The sequence below is a fragment of the Cupriavidus sp. UYPR2.512 genome (assembly GCF_000379565.1).
GTDB lineage: Bacteria > Pseudomonadota > Gammaproteobacteria > Burkholderiales > Burkholderiaceae > Cupriavidus.
In genome coordinates, this window is record NZ_KB903098.1 from 48,927 (window position 1) to 64,811 (window position 15,885).

Consider the following 15,885-nt stretch of genomic DNA (forward strand, 5'->3'; position numbering starts at 1 on the left):
GACTGTCATCCGCCCGCCAGCGGCCATGCGTTAACATGGCCGCCATGCCAAGAACAATCGCCGCGCCTACTGCATCGCGACCCGGCGCCCTGCTGCGCCGCCTGTCGCCACTGCTCTCGCCCATCCTTGCCGCCGTGCTGCTGGCCGGCGGTCCCGCACTCACCCCGGCGCAAGCCAGGGCGCCCGCCAAGGCAGTCAAAGCGGCCAAGGCCACCAAGGCCGCCACCGCCGCAAGAACCGCCGCCGATCCCGCACTGGTGAGGGCCGGCGTGCCGGCCTCGGTGGCCGCGGCGCTGCGCCGTGCCGGCGTGCCGGCCTCGGCCGCCAGCTTCTACGTGGTCAGGCTGGGCGCGGGCACCGCCCGCGCCAGCTGGAATGCGCAGCAGCCGATGAACCCGGCCTCGACCATGAAGCTGGTCACCACCTTTGCCGGGCTGCAGCTGCTGGGGCCCGACTACCGCTGGCAGACCTCGCTCTACGCCGACGCCCAGCCCGGCTTCGACGGCACCGTCAACGGCAACGTCTACCTGCGCGGCCACGGCGATCCCAAGCTGGTGCCCGAGGAAATGGCCAAGCTGGTGGCGAAGGCGCGCGCCGGAGGCGCCACCGGCATCAACGGCGATCTGGTGCTGGACCGCAGCTACTTTGCCGATGGCCTGGACGGCAACGGCACCATCGACGGCGAGGTGCAGCGCGCCTACAACGTCGGCCCGGATGCGCTGCTCTATGCGTTCAAGACGCTCTCGTTCACGCTGACGCCGGACCCGGCCAGCCAGACCGTGGCAGTCAGCGTCACGCCCGAGCTGGCGCAGCTCAAGCTGGACAACCGGCTGACGCTGACCAACGGCCGCTGCGGCGACTGGCAGTCCAGCGCCAGCCCGAGCGTGCTGCCGCAGGCGGACGGCACCGTGCTTGCGTCCTTCTCGGGCGACTATTCCAGCGACTGCGGCGAGCACGTGCTCAATATCGCCACGCTGTCGCACGCGGAATTTACCTGGGGCGGCTTCGTCGCCGAGTGGCAGCGCGCCGGCGGGCGCTTTGCCCATCTGCCCGGGCTGCGCAGCGGCACGGTGCCGCGCGGCGCGGTGCTGCTGGCGCGCCACTACGGCCTGCCGCTGGCAGACATTGTGCGCGACATCAACAAGTTCTCGAACAACGTGATGGCACGCCAGCTGTTCCTGACCATCGGCGCCGAAATGGACCGCGGCGGCCCGGCCAGCACGGCACGCTCGACCCGCGTGGTGCAGCGCTGGCTCGCGCGCCAGGGGCTGGACATGCCCGGCCTGGTGCTGGATAACGGTTCGGGCCTGTCGCGTGAGGAACGCATCAGCGCCTATGACATGGCGCGCCTGCTGCAGCAGGCCGCGGCCAGCAACGTGGGGCCGGTGCTGATCGATTCGCTGCCGGTGCTGGGCGTCGACGGCACGCTGCGCAACCGCCTGACGCGCGCTAACGCGGCCGGCAGCGGCTACCTGAAGACCGGCACGCTGGCCGACGTGCGCGCGCTGGCCGGCTATGTGGATGCTGTCGAGGGCGGCCGCTATGTTGTGGTGAGCATGATCAACCATCCCAACGCCGCGCAGGCACAGGAAGTGCACGACGCCTTGCTGCAATGGGTGTACCGCGGCGCACCCTGAGCGTTCCTGAGGCTCCCTGAAGCACTTGAGGGCAGGCGATGGCGCGGCGCCGTGGCCTGTCGCCAACGCTGCGCAGGCATTTTGTTAAGCAGCCGCTTACCAGCGCACGATCCCACCCTATAATGCCAGGGTGCCGGCCGCGTCCTGCGGCGGCAGCCTTCCGGGCCGGCCCTCGGCCCCGGGCCTGCATCGCCCCCTCTTCCTCTGACATGACTTCCCGACAACCCCCGGTGTGGTTGCGCCTCTGGCATCGCTTCGCACCCGCCGAACGCGACGGCTTTATCGCCGGCGCGCGCCGCTTTGCCCCGTCCCTCCCCGCAGTGTTCTCCTGGGGCCTGGTCACGGGCGTGGCGATGAGCAAATCGGTGCTGACGGTGCCTGAAGCCATCGGCATGTCGCTGCTGGTCTATGCCGGCTCGGCACAACTGGCGGTGCTGCCGCTGTTCGCAGCCGGCCTGCCGCTGTGGACGATCTGGCTGACTGCGGCCATGGTCAACCTGCGCTTCGTGATCTTCAGCGCGGGCATGCAGCCGCACTTCAGCTACCTGACGCTGGCGCGGCGCACGGTGCTGGGTTTCTTCAACGGCGACCTGCACTTCGTCTACTTCATGCAGAGGTACAGCACGCCCGGCTCCGAGCCGGGCAAGGAAGGCTACTTCTGGGGCATGGCGCTGACCAACTTCGCCATGTGGCAGGTGTCGTCGATCCTCGGCATCGTGCTGGCAAGCATGTTCCCTGACAGCTGGGGGCTCGGCCTTGCCGGCACGATGGCGCTGATCCCGGTGATGATCGCCACCATCAATTCGCGCTCCACGCTGATGGCAGTGGTGATCTCAGCGGTGCTGGCGCTGCTGTGCCTCGACCTGCCGTACCGCCTCGGGCTGGTGGTGGCCGTGGTGGGCGCGATCGCCGCCGGCATGGCCAGCGACGAACTCGCGGCACGCGCAGCGCTGCGCGGCATCCGCCAGCGCAAGCAGGCGCCGATCACCCATCGCACGCCCAACGCGGCGGATGCGCCGCCGGGAGACCGCGCATGAGCCATACCGAAGTCTGGATCGCGCTGGTCGGCATGGCGGTCGTTACCGTGATCACCCGGGCCCTGTTCCTGATGGCCGGCGAACACGTCACCGTGCCGGACCGCATCCAGCGCGCGCTGCGCTATGCACCGGCTGCGGCGCTGGCGGCGATCATCCTGCCGGACCTGATGACCTGGCAGGGGCATTTCACGGTGGCCCTGTCGAACTACAAGCTGGTGGCAGGCGTCGCCGCGACGCTGTTCTACCTGCTGACGCGGCGCATGGTGGGGATGATTGCGGTGGGGATGGCGGTGTACACGGGATTGCGATTGGTTGTGGGCTAAAGGCGTCCTGTGAGCTCCGCGCGACGCCGGATGGCACTCAGGTTGAAATACCTGCAGCCCGGTCGCGACTTTGGAATGCCCCGTCCAGCAGCCCGCTTCGAATCAGGCCCTCCTGACTACCCCCGGGTTGAGCGACTACCTGGCCGCCACCATGCCATGGCCCGTGGTAGCCGACTCCCCCAGTGAACGGTGATGCCATCATCGCGTTCAGGGGTCTGCCGTGCAGGGCTCGCACGCTAGCAGAACCCCATTGCGCATAAAGTCGATTTGATCGTTTGCTTGCGGCAGCGAACGCGCGCAGCCCATGCCCGCCCGCGCTGCAATACTCGCACGCGCATACGGAAAAAGCTTTCGGCTTGCATCGGCCATCTTATCGTCGGTTCGAACCGATCCTAGCCGTATGCTTTTGCGGAAAGTGCTGGCAGATCCCGACTTTGTGGTTCGCATCTGCCTGACGAAGAGACATTTCCGCAAACATAAATCGAAAATAATGATTGCAATTTAATTTTATAATCCGCACATCGTTTATAAATATAAACAAAAAAATATCACAGTAAAATTATCATTAATTATTAAATCTTGTATTTATGGATTTGTATAAATAATATGACTTGAGCAGCGATCTTGCTGCTTGAAAAGGAGATTGCGATGAAGAAAGTTTTGCTTGAGCCGACGCTTTCCTATCAATCCAATGATGCCTACCAGAGCGTATATACCGCACCAATGACGCCGCGCCAGGGCTAACGTCACTGCCCCGGCATACGTGACGTGTACCGGGGCCTGACACTGTGCACGGCAAGGGCTCCAAGGATGCTATGACTCCCTCGATATTTCTCCGCGTCATTGATGGCCGGCTCATTCTGTGGAACTACGTCAGGCATGAGCAATTTGAAATCGATCTCGATCATTTGCGCAGGCTGATGCAACTGTCTGGCGGAGACAAGCCTACCGACGAGCCGGCTGATTCCGCGCTCTCCACAGCCGGTTGCCTGGATGACATCGATCCCCCAGCATGGGGCTGGGATTGCCTGTCACGCATCTTTCATGTCGGAACGCAAATCGCCTTGCGGCAGGACGAGGCTCTTCCTGAAGAGGACGCCTATCGAGGGTACATCGAGTACTGCGCGTCGATTGCGGACAAGGTTCCCGAGTTCAAAATCGAGAGGCCGGGGAAGGTAATTCAGCTTCCCCAAGCGGAACTTAGCAAACTGGGCGAGATGCCCTTGTGGAAAGCCCTCCGTGACCGCCAGACATGCCGGGCGTTCGAGAGCAAGATGTTGCCTTTGGAGGAAGTCGCTAGCGCGCTTTGGGCAACCTTTGGGACCATCCATGGCGATTGCCGCCATGACCTTGAAGCGATCGGCTTGATGCCAGTGGGCTATCGTCGGACCTCACCATCGGGCGGCTCTCTTCATCCCAGCGAGGCATATCTGGTGGCGATGCGCATCGACGGGCTTCCGCCGGGAATCTATCACTATCGATCCCATAAGCATGAACTCAGTGTGGTCCGTGACAACTTTGAAACCACCACGCTGGGAAAGTTGCTGTGTGCCCAGACGTTTGCCAATGCCCTGTCATACGGGATATTCGTGACGTCGCGCTTCGATAAGATGTGGTGGAAGTATCCTCACTCGCGCGCCTATCGCGTTGCACTACTGGATATCGGCTGCCTGATCCAGACATTTCAACTGGTCTGCAATGCGCGCCATATTCAATCCTGGCCTACCGGCTACTTCATCGATCACGAGGTCAACAAGCTTCTGGATGTCGACCCTGACATAGAGTCTGCGATGTTCTTCCTCGGCGCTGGCATAGGTGGAGGCGCCGTCGCTCGTGAGGCGCTGGAAACCTTGCGGCGTTTTAACGCAGAGGTCCAATGATGCGGTTGCTTGCCCTGAAGCCCGGGCATGACGGCAGTGTCGTGTACGTCGCGAATGGCCGTCTTGAATTCTCTTATGAATCGGAAAAGGACTCGGGCACGCGTTATGCGCCGCTGGATGTTGCCGGGATGCTGGAAGCGCTGCGGCACGTGGCGGAGGTACCCGACGCGCTGGTGGTCAGCGGCTGGGCTGCAGGGTCAGTAGTCTCTGGACGTCCGATCGGCGGCGGGTACCTGGGCCTGCAAGAGCCGAGCGTGACTAAGATCGAGTTGCTTGGGCGCAGAACATGGCTGGCCACGTCGTCCCACGAGCGCTCCCATCTAATGAGTGCTTATGCGATGTCGCCGTTCCCGCAGCGACAGCCGTGCTATGCGCTGATCTGGGAAGGACACATCGGCGCCTTCTACGAGATCGATAGAGCGCTGACGCTTCGTCGCATCAAACAGATCATGGTCGGACCAGGCATTCGCTACGCGTTTGCCTATGGACTTGCTGACCCATCATTTTTCCTTGGACGGGGGCATGTCAGGCTGGGCGACGCCGGGAAGCAGATGGCGTTGGCGGCCTATGCACAAGCCGTGAATCCGTCCGCGGAGGAGACCGCTATCCTGGACACACTATGCTCAAAACTGTCTGAACCGCCGCAGTTCCTGAAATCCGACTTTCGCGATTTCGCCATCTACAACAGTGGCGTCGCCTCAGAGCAGTCCAAGCGACTGGCAAGGCTGGTAACTGACCGCATCTTTGATATCTTCCATCGACAGATCAAGCCATTGGTGCATGAACGAAGGCCGTTACTGATCGCGGGGGGATGTGGCCTGAATTGCGAATGGAATCGGGCGTGGCTGGATTCGGGTCTGTTCTCGGACGTCTTCGTACCCCCTTGCCCGAACGACACGGGATCGGCGATTGGCTCTGCCGCCGATGCCCAGTGGCATTTCACGAGGAATGCAAAGCTTGAGTGGACGGTTTACTCTGGACAGCCCTTTGTCGACGATATAGGTTATGAAACCGTAGGCAGGCTTGGTGCTTTTCGCAGGCACACCTCGCGCATCGACGAGATCGCGGCCGCGCTGCACAACGGCGCCGTACTGGCCATCGTCAGCGGGCGTACCGAGATAGGACCACGGGCACTCGGGAACCGATCGATTGTCGCAGCTCCATTCGATCGATCAACGCTTGAGCGAATTAATGCGATCAAGCGCAGGGAGCGCTTCCGGCCCGTTGCGCCGGTATGCCTTGAGGAAGATTTGGAAGCGCATTTCGATCTGTCTCGCCCAAGCCCCTTCATGCTCTATTTCAGCAAGGCCAGATCTTCGGCACTGCAGGCCACGACTCACGTGGATGGGTCATCGCGGGTGCAGAGCGTAAGCGCCTCGCAGAATCCCAGCGTGCATCGCCTGCTTACCGCCTTCAAGGCAAAGACCGGCTATGGGGTGCTCTGCAATACCTCCCTGAATTTCCATGGCGCTGGCTTCATCAATCGGACCTCTGACCTGGTTTCCTATGCGGAGCAAGCCGGATTGGATGGCTTTGTGATACAGGGGACGTTGTTCCTGCGCGACTGGCAACCCACATGCAAATGAGATCCGATGACTAGTCTGAACACCGTCCCGGGATACAAGGCGTTGCTAGCCGCGCGTTGCACCAGTTCAGTCGCCCTGTGGTTGGATTTCACTCTGATCTTCTCGCTTCTCAGCTATCACTGGCACGCGGATGCGATAACGATCGGCATGTCCTCCGCCTTGTATGGGCTGCCGGGACTTGTGCTTGGACCCTTCTTAGGATCGCTGGCGGACCGCCGCAATCCACTCATGATGCTGGTCATCAGCTATCTCGCCCGCGGCGTCACGTCAGTATTGCTCATCGTGGCACCTGACCTGCAACTCTTCGTCCTGCTTGTGCTGATCAAGGGGATCGCCAACCTCGGCGCAATGCCTGCGGAGCAGATTCTGATTCGTTCGATGCTGAATAAGGAGCAACTCGTGTCGAACGCGAGTGTCATGACGGCAGTGGACCAATTCACAAAGATCTGTGCGCCGTTGGCGGCGGCGGGCTTGACTGGACTCTATCGGCCGGCGACGGGACTTGGGCTGTCGGCGGCGCTGGCAATGGTTGGCATCCTATGCCTGCCCGCACTGAGGCGGGTGGCGCTTGCTCGTGCGCAGCAGATGGTGACCGGGCGCTCAAAGTGGCACTATGGGCCCTTGTTGCAGCTGGTCCGCGAGAATCGCCGCTTCCGGCAGGCCTTTGTATGCGTGCTTTGGCTGACGGCCATTCTCGGACTGTATGACCCACAGCTTTCACTTTTCCTGAAGGAAGAAGGCATGCCGGCGGCGGTCTTCGGCATGATCGTAAGTTTTACCGCGGGCGGCGCATTGGCCGGCGCCCTGGCATTCCGCACATTGCATCGACGGTACGGCAGGCATCTGCCATCTGGCGGACTGGTAGCGTTCGGCCTGACCGTCCTGCTTCCAGGAGGGCTCGCTGCAGGCGGGGTAGCGATTCCGCTTCCGTTGTGGCTGGCACTATGGGTCGCAAATGGCTGCGCCTATGGCCTGACCGCCATGAGCTTCGGCGTCACGCTTCAGCAGGAAAGCCCAGCCGAGGCAGTCGGCACCGTCAGTGCCGCCGCGCGGAGCGCACAGCTCGGCGCGCTGGTCTTGGGCCCGCTCCTGGGTGCCTCGATGGCGGGGCTACTCGGCATTCCGCTGGTGTTCGTCCTCAGTGGAAGCCTGGCTGTCATAGGTGGTGCAGTCATGCTGTGGCGCACGCAGGGCAGGAAAGACCTTGTCGTCGGGCAAGCCGGCTCCGCAGAACATCCATGAATCGGTATGCAGCCGAATTGCGCCGGGGTGCCTGCAGTTTTGCTGCAGGAAGGCCAGAACCGGTTCAAGTTGTCGCCAGCGCCGCGTTCGTCCCCTTACTGTGGCAAGTACATAGCGTCGATCGGCAATCGTAAAGGTCACGATCCACAATCCATCGCTGTCGCATTGAACGTCGATCTCATAGCGGCAGTGAAGGAGCTCCGTCAGGCGATGCAACTCGGAAACCGTAACCAGCGTCAGGGCGGCGGGCGTGTCCGAGGACGCGGGTGATCCGGGCAATGTCATGATTCCTCCGGCGGGGCGGGGTCAGCTGCCGCCTCATGGCAAGGGATGCGCTGGTTGCTGCGCAACGGCACGCCCGTGAGATATCTGACATCTCCCCAAATGGATCATTGACTCAGATCATGATTTGGCAACCTTCATATGCGATTGGGAATTTTCCTATCGTCAGTCGCTTGGTTAGCTTGGCTAGGTGGGCATGGCTGACTGGAAGCGTCCTGCCGGCACGCGACCAAGATATAGGACCTACTGATGTTTCCCTATTACTGGCGCGGCGCCGTCGTCGAGGCGGCTGGCCAGGTCGTCGACCAGCGCGCGCGTGGCTTCGACGCGCGTGGCCATGTCGACCCGTTGGAAGCGCACCACCTGGTGGTCGGCCAGGCGCTTGCCGAAGGTGCAAGCCCGAGCAGTTTCAGGCGTTCATCAAGGATGAGGCGGTGCGCTGGGGCGAGGCAGTGCGCAAAGGCGGGGGCAAGCTCGAGTGAACGTGCTGGCGGGCTGTGCCGGCGAGGCCTTACCCCGCGAACGCCGCCGCTGCCCGCTCCAGCCGGTCCCTGACGCCTGCCCACTCCTGCCCTTCGGGCAAGGTTTCGAACACCAGCTGCGTATAGCCTTGCGTATCCAGCTTGCGCAGCAGCCGATACAACTCGCGCGCATAGGCAGCCGCATCTGCCGGCGCCTGCACCCACGTGCAGCGCTGATCAGCCAGCGGCGCCCGCCCTACCCACGCCACGCGGGCATCGCCCGGCAGCGCTTCTAGCAGCGCAGCGGCGGCCTGCGCATCGGCCAGCCGCAGCGGCGTATGCGGGGCGTAATGGGCCTTCAGCGTGCCTGACGCGCGCGGCGCGGCAGCATCGGGAGGCAAGGGGGCCTCGCCCAGCACCTGCGCAAGCATTCCCACCGTGATGGCACCCGGGCGCAGCAACACCGGCCCGATGCCCTGCCCCAGCCGCGACAGGTCGACAATCGTCGATTCAATCCCGACCTCCACCCCATCGCCTTCCAGCACATAGACCGCATCGCCAAACTCTTCGCGCACATGCTGCGCGGTGGTCGGGCTGACCTGGCCGAACTTGTTGGCCGAGGGCGCGGCAATGCCGCCGCGGCCGCGCTTGAAGCGCGCCAGCAGCGCCTGCGCCACGGGGTGAGAGGGGCAACGCACGCCGATGCTGTCCTGGCCGCCGGCGACGGCCGCATCGATATGCGCGGCACGCTTCAGGATCAGCGTCAGCGGGCCGGGCCAGAAGGCCTCGATCAACTGCTGCGCGGCCTCGGGGACCTCGTCGGTCCAGTAGCCGATATCGGCGCCGTCGACCACGTGCACGATCACCGGATGGTTCGACGGCCGGCCCTTCAGCGCGAAGATGCGGGCGACCGCCTCGGGGTTCTCGGCATCCGCACCGAGGCCGTAGACGGTTTCGGTGGGAAAGGCGACCAGTTGCCCGGCCTCGAGCAGGCGGACGGCTTCGTCCAGTTCAGCGGCCGTGGGCATGCGCGGTGACATCGTGTTCCTTGGAGCTTTGGCTTCAGAGCGGGATATGCAGCGCCTGCGCGGCGGCGGCAAAGGCGGCGGCGGCCGCTTCGGCATGCTCGCCCACGCAGTTGACGTGGCCCATCTTGCGCGACGGGCGCGCATCGCCCTTGCCGTACAGGTGCAGCTTGGCACCGGGTTGCGCCACCACTTCGTCCCAGGACGGCGTGCGTTCCAGGCCGAACTCGAACCACACATCGCCCAGCAGGTTCAGCATCTTGCCGGCCGAGTGCTGGCGCGTGCTGCCCAGCGGCAGCCGCGCCATCGCGCGCACCTGCTGTTCGAACTGGCTGGTCTCGCACGCATCCATGGTGATATGGCCGGAGTTGTGCGGGCGCGGCGCCATCTCATTGGCGACCAGCGAGCCGTCGGTCAGCACGAAGAACTCGATGCAGAGCACGCCCACGTAGCCCATCTCCGTAGCGATGGCAGAGGCTGCGGCGCGCGCGCGGTCGGCAATGTCAGGCGACACGCTGGCCGACGGCATCTCGGTCGAGAACAGGATGCCGTCGCGGTGCACGTTCTCGGCCAGCGGCCAGGTGGCAGTGGAGCCGTCCGCGGCACGCGCGGCCAGCACCGAGACCTCATAGGCCAGCGGCAGCATCTGTTCCAGCACGCACGGCACGTGCTGCATGGCGTTCCACGCGGCGCGCACGTCGTCGCGCGTCTTCACGCGCGCCTGACCCTTGCCGTCGTAGCCCATGCGTGCGGTCTTGAGGATGCCGGGCAGCACGTGGTCGGGCAGCTGGTCGACATCGGCGTCGTGCTGGATCACCCAGTGCGGGGCCGGCGACACGCCGGTGCGCTCGGCGCACGCGGCAAAGAACTTCTTCTCGCCGATGCGGTTCTGCGCGATCGACACGCAGTAGCCGCGCGGCGCGACAAAGGCGCCCAGCTGCTCGAGCCGGTCCAGCGACAGCGACGGCACGTTCTCGAACTCGGTGCTTACCGCCTGGCACAGCTTGCCCATCTCGGCGAGCGCGGCCTCGTCGGTGTATTGCGCACAGATATGCTTGTCCGCCACCGAGCCGGCCGGGCTGTCCTGGTCCGGATCGAGCACGCATACGCGATAGCCCATCGCCTGCGCCGCATGCGTGAACATGCGGCCGAGCTGGCCGCCGCCCAGCATGCCGAGCCACGCACCGGGCAGGATGGGCGCGTCGGGACGGTCGACGCCGAACTCGGCGCGCGATTCCGGCGTGTGGGCTTCGGAGAGGTAGGGATGGATATCGGTAGGCATTGCTCGGTTCCGTGGGATGTCCGGAGGATTACAGCGGCAGCATTACAGTGGCAAAGTCATCGCGCGCGCGGCTTCGGTCTGCTTCGCGCGGAAGGCTTCCAGCGCGCCGGCCAGCGCCTCGTCGGTGGTGGCCAGCGTGGCGATCGCATGCAGCGCGGCATTGGCGGCGCCAGCCTCGCCGATGGCGAAGGTGGCGACCGGCACGCCCTTGGGCATCTGCACGATCGACAGCAGCGAATCCTCGCCGCGCAGATACTTGGACGGCACCGGCACGCCGAACACCGGCACGATGGTCTTGGCGGCGATCATGCCAGGCAGGTGCGCGGCCCCGCCGGCACCGGCGATGATGGCGCGGAGGCCGCGGCTGCGCGCGCTCTCGGCATAGCGGAACATATCGTCCGCCATGCGGTGCGCGGACACCACCTGGGCCTCGAACGGCACGCCGAAATCCTTCAGCATGGCCACTGCGTGCTGCATCACGTCCCAGTCGGAACTGCTGCCCATCACCACGCCGACCAGCGGCTTGTCTTGCTTGCTCACTTTGTCTGTTCCTTCGTTGGCCGTTCCCGCACGCGCGGGAACGGCGCCCTGCGTTACTGCAGTTCTTCGCCCGTCAGGCGCGTCAGCGCTTCACGGTACTTGGCGGCGGTCTTTTCGATCACGTCGTCCGGCAGTTGCGGCGCCGGCGCGGTCTTGGGCCAGGGCTTGCCGTCGATGCGCACGGCTTCGAGCCAGTCGCGCACAAACTGCTTGTCGAACGACGGCGGGTTGGTGCCCACCTGGTACGAATCGGCCGGCCAGAAGCGCGACGAATCGGCGGTCAGGACCTCGTCCATCAGCGTCAGCACGCCATTGTCGTCCAGGCCGAATTCGAACTTGGTATCGGCGATGATGATGCCGCGCGTAGCGGCAAACTCCGCCGCTTCCTTGTACAGGCGGATCGAGATCTCGCGCATCTGGCGCGCCAGCGCGATGCCGATGCGGGCCTCGACCTCAGCGAACGAGATGTTCTCGTCGTGCTCGCCCATCTCGGCCTTGGCGGCCGGAGTGAAGATCGGCTCGGGCAGCTTCTGCGCGTTCTGCAGGCCCGGCGGCAGCTGGATGCCGCACACCTTGCCGGTGGCCTGGTAGTCCTTCCAGCCGCTGCCGGCGAGGTAGCCGCGCACCACCGCTTCCACCAGGATCGGCTGCAGGCGCTTGACCACTACGGCGCGGCCCCTGACCTGCTCCACTTCCTCCGGCGCGACCACGGTCTCGGGCGCAATGCCGGTCTCGTGGTTCGGCACGATGTGCGCGAGCTTGCGGAACCAGAAGTTCGCCATCTGGTTCAGCACGCGGCCCTTGTCAGGGATCGGCTCGCCCATGATGACGTCGAACGCCGACAGGCGGTCGGTGGTGACGATCAGCAGCTTGTCATTGCCGACGGCATAGTTGTCGCGCACTTTGCCGTGGCCCAGCAGCGGCAGCGAGTTGATGGAGGACTGGTAGAGAGCGTTGGACATGATGGTTCCGATAAAACGGCGAAGCCGCCGGGCGCTGGATGCGTGCCGCGGCGGCCGGAACTGCGATCCGCCCGCCCCTTGCGCGGAAGGCGGACTAGGGACATTTACTGCACAACCTGCGACAGCTTGCCCGCCTTGTACTGCTGCGCGATGTCGGTCAGGCCGACCGGCTTGATCTTGCCGGCCTGGCCTTCGCAGCCGAAGGCGATGTAGCGGGCCTTGCACACCTGCTTGGCGGCTTCGCGGGCCGGCTTCAGGTATTCGCGCGGGTCGAACTTGCTCGGGTTCTCGGCGAAGAAGCGGCGGATCGCGCCGGTCATGGCCAGGCGGATGTCGGTGTCGATGTTGATCTTGCGCACGCCGTACTTGATCGCTTCCTGGATTTCCTCGACCGGCACGCCGTAGGTTTCCTTCATGTCGCCGCCGAACTTGCGGATCTCTTCCAGCAGCTCTTGCGGAACGGACGACGAGCCGTGCATCACCAGGTGGGTGTTGGGGATGCGGGCGTGGATTTCCTTGATGCGGCTGATCGCCAGGATATCGCCGGTGGGCTTGCGGGTGAACTTGTAGGCGCCGTGCGAGGTGCCGATGGCGATCGCCAGCGCGTCCAGCTGGGTGGCCTTGACGAAGTCGGCGGCCTGCTCCGGATCGGTCAGCAGCATGGAGTGGTCCAGCACGCCGACGGCGCCGATGCCGTCTTCTTCGCCGGCTTCACCGGTTTCCAGCGAGCCCAGGCAGCCCAGTTCGCCTTCCACGGTCACGCCGACGGCGTGGGCCAGCTGCACCACCTTGCGGGTGACGTCGATATTGTAGTCGTACTCGGCCGGGGTCTTGCCGTCTTCGCGCAGCGAGCCGTCCATCATCACCGACGAGAAGCCCAGGTCGATCGCGCCCTGGCAGATCGCCGGCGACTGGCCGTGGTCCTGGTGCATCACCACCGGGATATGCGGGTAGGCTTCGACCGCGGCTTCGATCAGGTGGCGCAGGAAATGCTCACCGGCGTATTTGCGCGCGCCGGCCGAGGCTTGCATGATCACCGGGGCGTTGACCTCGTCGGCAGCCTGCATGATGGCCTGCACTTGCTCGAGGTTGTTGACGTTGAAGGCCGGCAGGCCGTAGCTGTTCTCGGCCGCGTGGTCCAGCAGCTGGCGCATCGATACGAGTGGCATGTCTAACTCCTAATAAAAAATGGGGTGTCTTCCGCGTATTCTTCTGTCCGCGCTTACGTAGTGCATCGACTTACGCAGCGCATCGCCCGTGCCTGCCGGCTCCGCCAGCCTTGCGCATTCCGCGCGGGCGCTCCGTCCGGCATGGCACGCATTGCCTCATCTCATCTTCAGCTGCCCACCCTGACGATCTTCAGGGTGTTGGTGCCGCCCGGCTGGCCCATCGGCTCGCCAATGGTCAGCACGATGAAATCGCCGCGCTGCACCACGCCCTGCGCCAGCAGCAGTTCTTCCGCCTGCTCCAGCGCGGTGTCGCGGTCGGCGCTGGACTGCAGCGGCAGCGGCACCACGTTGCGGTACAGCTGCATCTTGCGCTGCGAGGCCAGGTTGGGCGTCATCGCATAGATCGGCACATGGATGCGGTGACGGCTCATCCACAAGGCAGTGGCGCCGGAATCGGTCAGCGCGGCAATTGCCTTTACCTGCAAATGATAGGCCGTGAACAGCGCACCCATCGCCACCGACTGATCGATGCGCGAAAAGGTCTGGTTCAGGAAATCGGTGTCGAGCTGCACCACCTCGGACTTCTCGGCTTCGATGCAGACCGCGGCCATGGCCTCGACCGTCTCCACAGGGTAGCGGCCGGCGGCGGTTTCGGCCGACAGCATCACCGCGTCAGTGCCGTCCAGCACGGCGTTGGCCACGTCCGAGACTTCGGCACGCGTGGGCACCGGGTTGACGATCATGCTCTCCATCATCTGGGTGGCGGTGATGGTCAGCTTGTTGGCCTCGCGCGCCAGCTTGATCATGCGCTTCTGCAGCGCCGGCACGGCGGCATTGCCGACCTCGACGGCCAGGTCGCCGCGCGCCACCATGATGCCGTCGGACGCCTGCAGGATCTCTTCCAGCACGCCCGGGTGGATCGCTTCGGCGCGCTCGATCTTGGCGATCATGCGGGCCTTGTGGCCGTGCGGCTGGCCGGCCACGGCGGCCAGCTGGCGCGCCATTTCCATATCGGTGGCGTTCTTGGGGAAGCTGACGGCGACGTAGTCGGCGCCAAGGGCCATGGCGGTCTTGATGTCGTCCATGTCCTTGGCGGTCAGCGCCGGCGCCGACAGCCCGCCGCCCTGGCGGTTGATGCCCTTGTTGTTGGACAGCTCGCCGCCCACGCGCACGGTGGTGAAGATCTCGGTGCCGAACACACGGTCCACCACCAGCACGATCAGGCCGTCGTTGAGCAGCAGCAGGTCGCCCGGGCCGACGTCGCGCGGCAGGTCCCGGTAGTCCAGGCCGGCGCGCTGCTCATTGCCGAGCTGGCAGCTCGAATCCAGGATGAACGAGTCGCCCGCCTTGAGGGTGATCTTGCCGTGCTCGAACTTGCCGACGCGGATCTTGGGGCCCTGCAGGTCGGCCATGATGGCGACCTCGCGCCCGCATGCCTGCGCGGCTTCGCGCACCAGGCGGGCGCGGTCGAGATGGTCCTGGGCGGTGCCGTGCGAAAAATTCAGCCGCACCACGTCGACCCCCGCCGCGATCATGCGGGTCAGGATTTCCAGCGAGCTGGAGGCGGGGCCGATGGTGGCGACGATCTTGGTGGAACGAGTCATGCGCGGAATTCCTGGTTCAGGGCCCCGGCAACACCGCCAGGCCCGGCGGATGCGTCAGCCTGCGGCGCGCTGCTCCAGCACTTCGAATGCGGGCAGCGTCTTGCCTTCCAGGAATTCCAGGAACGCGCCGCCGCCCGTGGAGATATAGCCCACGCGGTCGGCAATGCCGTACTTGGCAATGGCCGCCAGCGTGTCGCCGCCGCCGGCGATCGAGAACGCCTTCGATTCAGCGATGGCCTGGGCCAGCACCCTGGTGCCGTTGCCGAACTGGTCGAATTCGAACACGCCCACCGGGCCGTTCCAGACAATGGTGCCGGCGGCCTTGAGTTGCTCGGCCAGCATCGCGGCGGTCTTGGGGCCGATGTCCAGGATCATGTCGTCATCGGCCACGTCCTTGACGTCCTTGACCGTGGCCGCGGCGGTGGCGCTGAATTCCTTGGCGCACACCACGTCGACCGGGATCGGCACCGAGGCGCCGCGGGCGGCCATGATGTCGATGATGGTCCTGGCGTCGCCGACCAGGTCGGCTTCGGCCAGCGACTTGCCGATCTTCAGGCCGGCGGCCAGCATGAAGGTATTGGCNATGCCGCCGCCGACCACCAGGTTGTCGACCTTGTCGGCCAGCGACTTCAGGATGGTCAGCTTGGTCGAGACCTTGGAGCCGGCCACGATGGCCACCAGCGGGCGCGCCGGCTGGCCCAGCGCCTTGCCCAGCGCGTCGATCTCGGCGGCCAGCAGCGGGCCGGCGCAGGCGATCGGGGCGTACTTCGCGATGCCATGCGTGGTGGCTTCGGCACGGTGGGCGGTGCCGAAGGCATCGTTGACGTAGACATCGCACAGCTTGGCCATCTTCTG

At 64.8% G+C, this 15,885-nt stretch carries 13 protein-coding genes and 1 pseudogene; 6 read left to right on the plus strand and 8 right to left on the minus strand.

Features of this window, described 5'->3' with window-relative positions; all coding sequences use genetic code 11:
• The first annotated feature begins 35 nt into the window (after window positions 1–35).
• The 6 genes from dacB to A3A5_RS39150 all read left to right on the plus strand — a co-directional run bounded on the left by dacB (window position 36) and on the right by A3A5_RS39150 (window position 7,705).
• Window positions 36–1,637, plus strand: coding sequence for a D-alanyl-D-alanine carboxypeptidase/D-alanyl-D-alanine-endopeptidase (gene dacB / locus A3A5_RS0122310; RefSeq protein ID WP_018312731.1), 1,602 nt, complete (start codon window positions 36–38; stop codon window positions 1,635–1,637).
• 209 nt (window positions 1,638–1,846) lie between these two features.
• On the plus strand, window positions 1,847–2,674 hold the full coding sequence (locus tag A3A5_RS0122315) for an AzlC family ABC transporter permease (protein WP_026201011.1): 828 nt from the start codon (window positions 1,847–1,849) through the stop codon (window positions 2,672–2,674).
• Entirely contained in the window at window positions 2,671–2,997 is a 327-nt protein-coding gene (locus A3A5_RS0122320; RefSeq protein WP_018312733.1) for an AzlD domain-containing protein, read from the plus strand. Before A3A5_RS0122315 ends, A3A5_RS0122320 begins: the two co-directional genes overlap by 4 nt.
• 815 nt (window positions 2,998–3,812) lie before the next feature.
• Window positions 3,813–4,877 (plus strand): SagB family peptide dehydrogenase, encoded by a 1,065-nt coding sequence (locus A3A5_RS0122325; protein WP_018312734.1) that lies wholly within the window; start codon window positions 3,813–3,815, stop codon window positions 4,875–4,877.
• A complete protein-coding gene (locus tag A3A5_RS0122330; protein ID WP_018312735.1) occupies window positions 4,874–6,463 on the plus strand; it encodes a carbamoyltransferase C-terminal domain-containing protein in 1,590 nt (529 codons plus the stop codon). Before A3A5_RS0122325 ends, A3A5_RS0122330 begins: the two co-directional genes overlap by 4 nt.
• Before the next feature lie 6 nt (window positions 6,464–6,469).
• Window positions 6,470–7,705, plus strand: a complete 1,236-nt coding sequence (locus A3A5_RS39150) for an MFS transporter (protein WP_018312736.1) — start codon at window positions 6,470–6,472, stop codon at window positions 7,703–7,705.
• A 543-nt stretch (window positions 7,706–8,248) separates the two neighbouring features.
• Here A3A5_RS39150 and A3A5_RS42050 read toward each other — a convergent pair.
• The 8 genes and pseudogenes from A3A5_RS42050 to A3A5_RS0122375 all read right to left on the minus strand — a co-directional run.
• Window positions 8,249–8,380 (minus strand): annotated as a pseudogene (locus A3A5_RS42050) (acyl-CoA dehydrogenase family protein); the annotation flags it as partial.
• A 118-nt stretch (window positions 8,381–8,498) separates the two neighbouring features.
• The gene (locus tag A3A5_RS0122345) at window positions 8,499–9,488 is read right to left on the minus strand and encodes an L-threonylcarbamoyladenylate synthase (RefSeq protein ID WP_018312738.1); all 990 of its coding nucleotides are present in this window, start codon (window positions 9,486–9,488) and stop codon (window positions 8,499–8,501) included.
• Window positions 9,489–9,510: 22 nt separating this feature from the next.
• A complete protein-coding gene (locus tag A3A5_RS0122350) occupies window positions 9,511–10,755 on the minus strand; it encodes a 5-(carboxyamino)imidazole ribonucleotide synthase (protein WP_018312739.1) in 1,245 nt (414 codons plus the stop codon).
• Window positions 10,756–10,797: 42 nt separating this feature from the next.
• Window positions 10,798–11,295 carry a 5-(carboxyamino)imidazole ribonucleotide mutase gene (purE, locus tag A3A5_RS0122355; RefSeq protein WP_018312740.1) on the minus strand — a complete coding sequence of 166 codons (498 nt, stop codon included), beginning with the start codon at window positions 11,293–11,295 and terminating at the stop codon, window positions 10,798–10,800.
• 53 nt (window positions 11,296–11,348) lie between these two features.
• A complete protein-coding gene (locus A3A5_RS0122360) occupies window positions 11,349–12,257 on the minus strand; it encodes a phosphoribosylaminoimidazolesuccinocarboxamide synthase (RefSeq protein WP_018312741.1) in 909 nt (302 codons plus the stop codon).
• A 104-nt stretch (window positions 12,258–12,361) separates the two neighbouring features.
• Window positions 12,362–13,426 (minus strand): class II fructose-bisphosphate aldolase, encoded by a 1,065-nt coding sequence (fba, locus tag A3A5_RS0122365; RefSeq protein WP_026201012.1) that lies wholly within the window; start codon window positions 13,424–13,426, stop codon window positions 12,362–12,364.
• 167 nt (window positions 13,427–13,593) lie between these two features.
• On the minus strand, window positions 13,594–15,030 hold the full coding sequence (pyk, locus tag A3A5_RS0122370; protein ID WP_018312743.1) for a pyruvate kinase: 1,437 nt from the start codon (window positions 15,028–15,030) through the stop codon (window positions 13,594–13,596).
• A gap of 54 nt (window positions 15,031–15,084) precedes the next feature.
• Window positions 15,085–15,885: phosphoglycerate kinase (locus tag A3A5_RS0122375; protein ID WP_018312744.1), on the minus strand; the 801-nt coding region annotated here is incomplete at its 5' end.

Bases quoted from the DNA above. Each gene is read 5' to 3' on its own strand.
- dacB (WP_018312731.1), top strand. From the start codon at position 36: ATGGCCGCCATGCCAAGAACAATCGCCGCGCCTACTGCATCGCGACCC.
- A3A5_RS0122315 (WP_026201011.1), top strand. From the start codon at position 1,847: ATGACTTCCCGACAACCCCCGGTGTGGTTGCGCCTCTGGCATCGCTTC.
- A3A5_RS0122320 (WP_018312733.1), top strand. From the start codon at position 2,671: ATGAGCCATACCGAAGTCTGGATCGCGCTGGTCGGCATGGCGGTCGTT.
- A3A5_RS0122325 (WP_018312734.1), top strand. From the start codon at position 3,813: ATGACTCCCTCGATATTTCTCCGCGTCATTGATGGCCGGCTCATTCTG.
- A3A5_RS0122330 (WP_018312735.1), top strand. From the start codon at position 4,874: ATGATGCGGTTGCTTGCCCTGAAGCCCGGGCATGACGGCAGTGTCGTG.
- A3A5_RS39150 (WP_018312736.1), top strand. From the start codon at position 6,470: ATGACTAGTCTGAACACCGTCCCGGGATACAAGGCGTTGCTAGCCGCG.
- A3A5_RS0122345 (WP_018312738.1), bottom strand. From the start codon at position 9,488: ATGTCACCGCGCATGCCCACGGCCGCTGAACTGGACGAAGCCGTCCGC.
- A3A5_RS0122350 (WP_018312739.1), bottom strand. From the start codon at position 10,755: ATGCCTACCGATATCCATCCCTACCTCTCCGAAGCCCACACGCCGGAA.
- A3A5_RS0122360 (WP_018312741.1), bottom strand. From the start codon at position 12,257: ATGTCCAACGCTCTCTACCAGTCCTCCATCAACTCGCTGCCGCTGCTG.
- fba (WP_026201012.1), bottom strand. From the start codon at position 13,426: ATGCCACTCGTATCGATGCGCCAGCTGCTGGACCACGCGGCCGAGAAC.
- pyk (WP_018312743.1), bottom strand. From the start codon at position 15,030: ATGACTCGTTCCACCAAGATCGTCGCCACCATCGGCCCCGCCTCCAGC.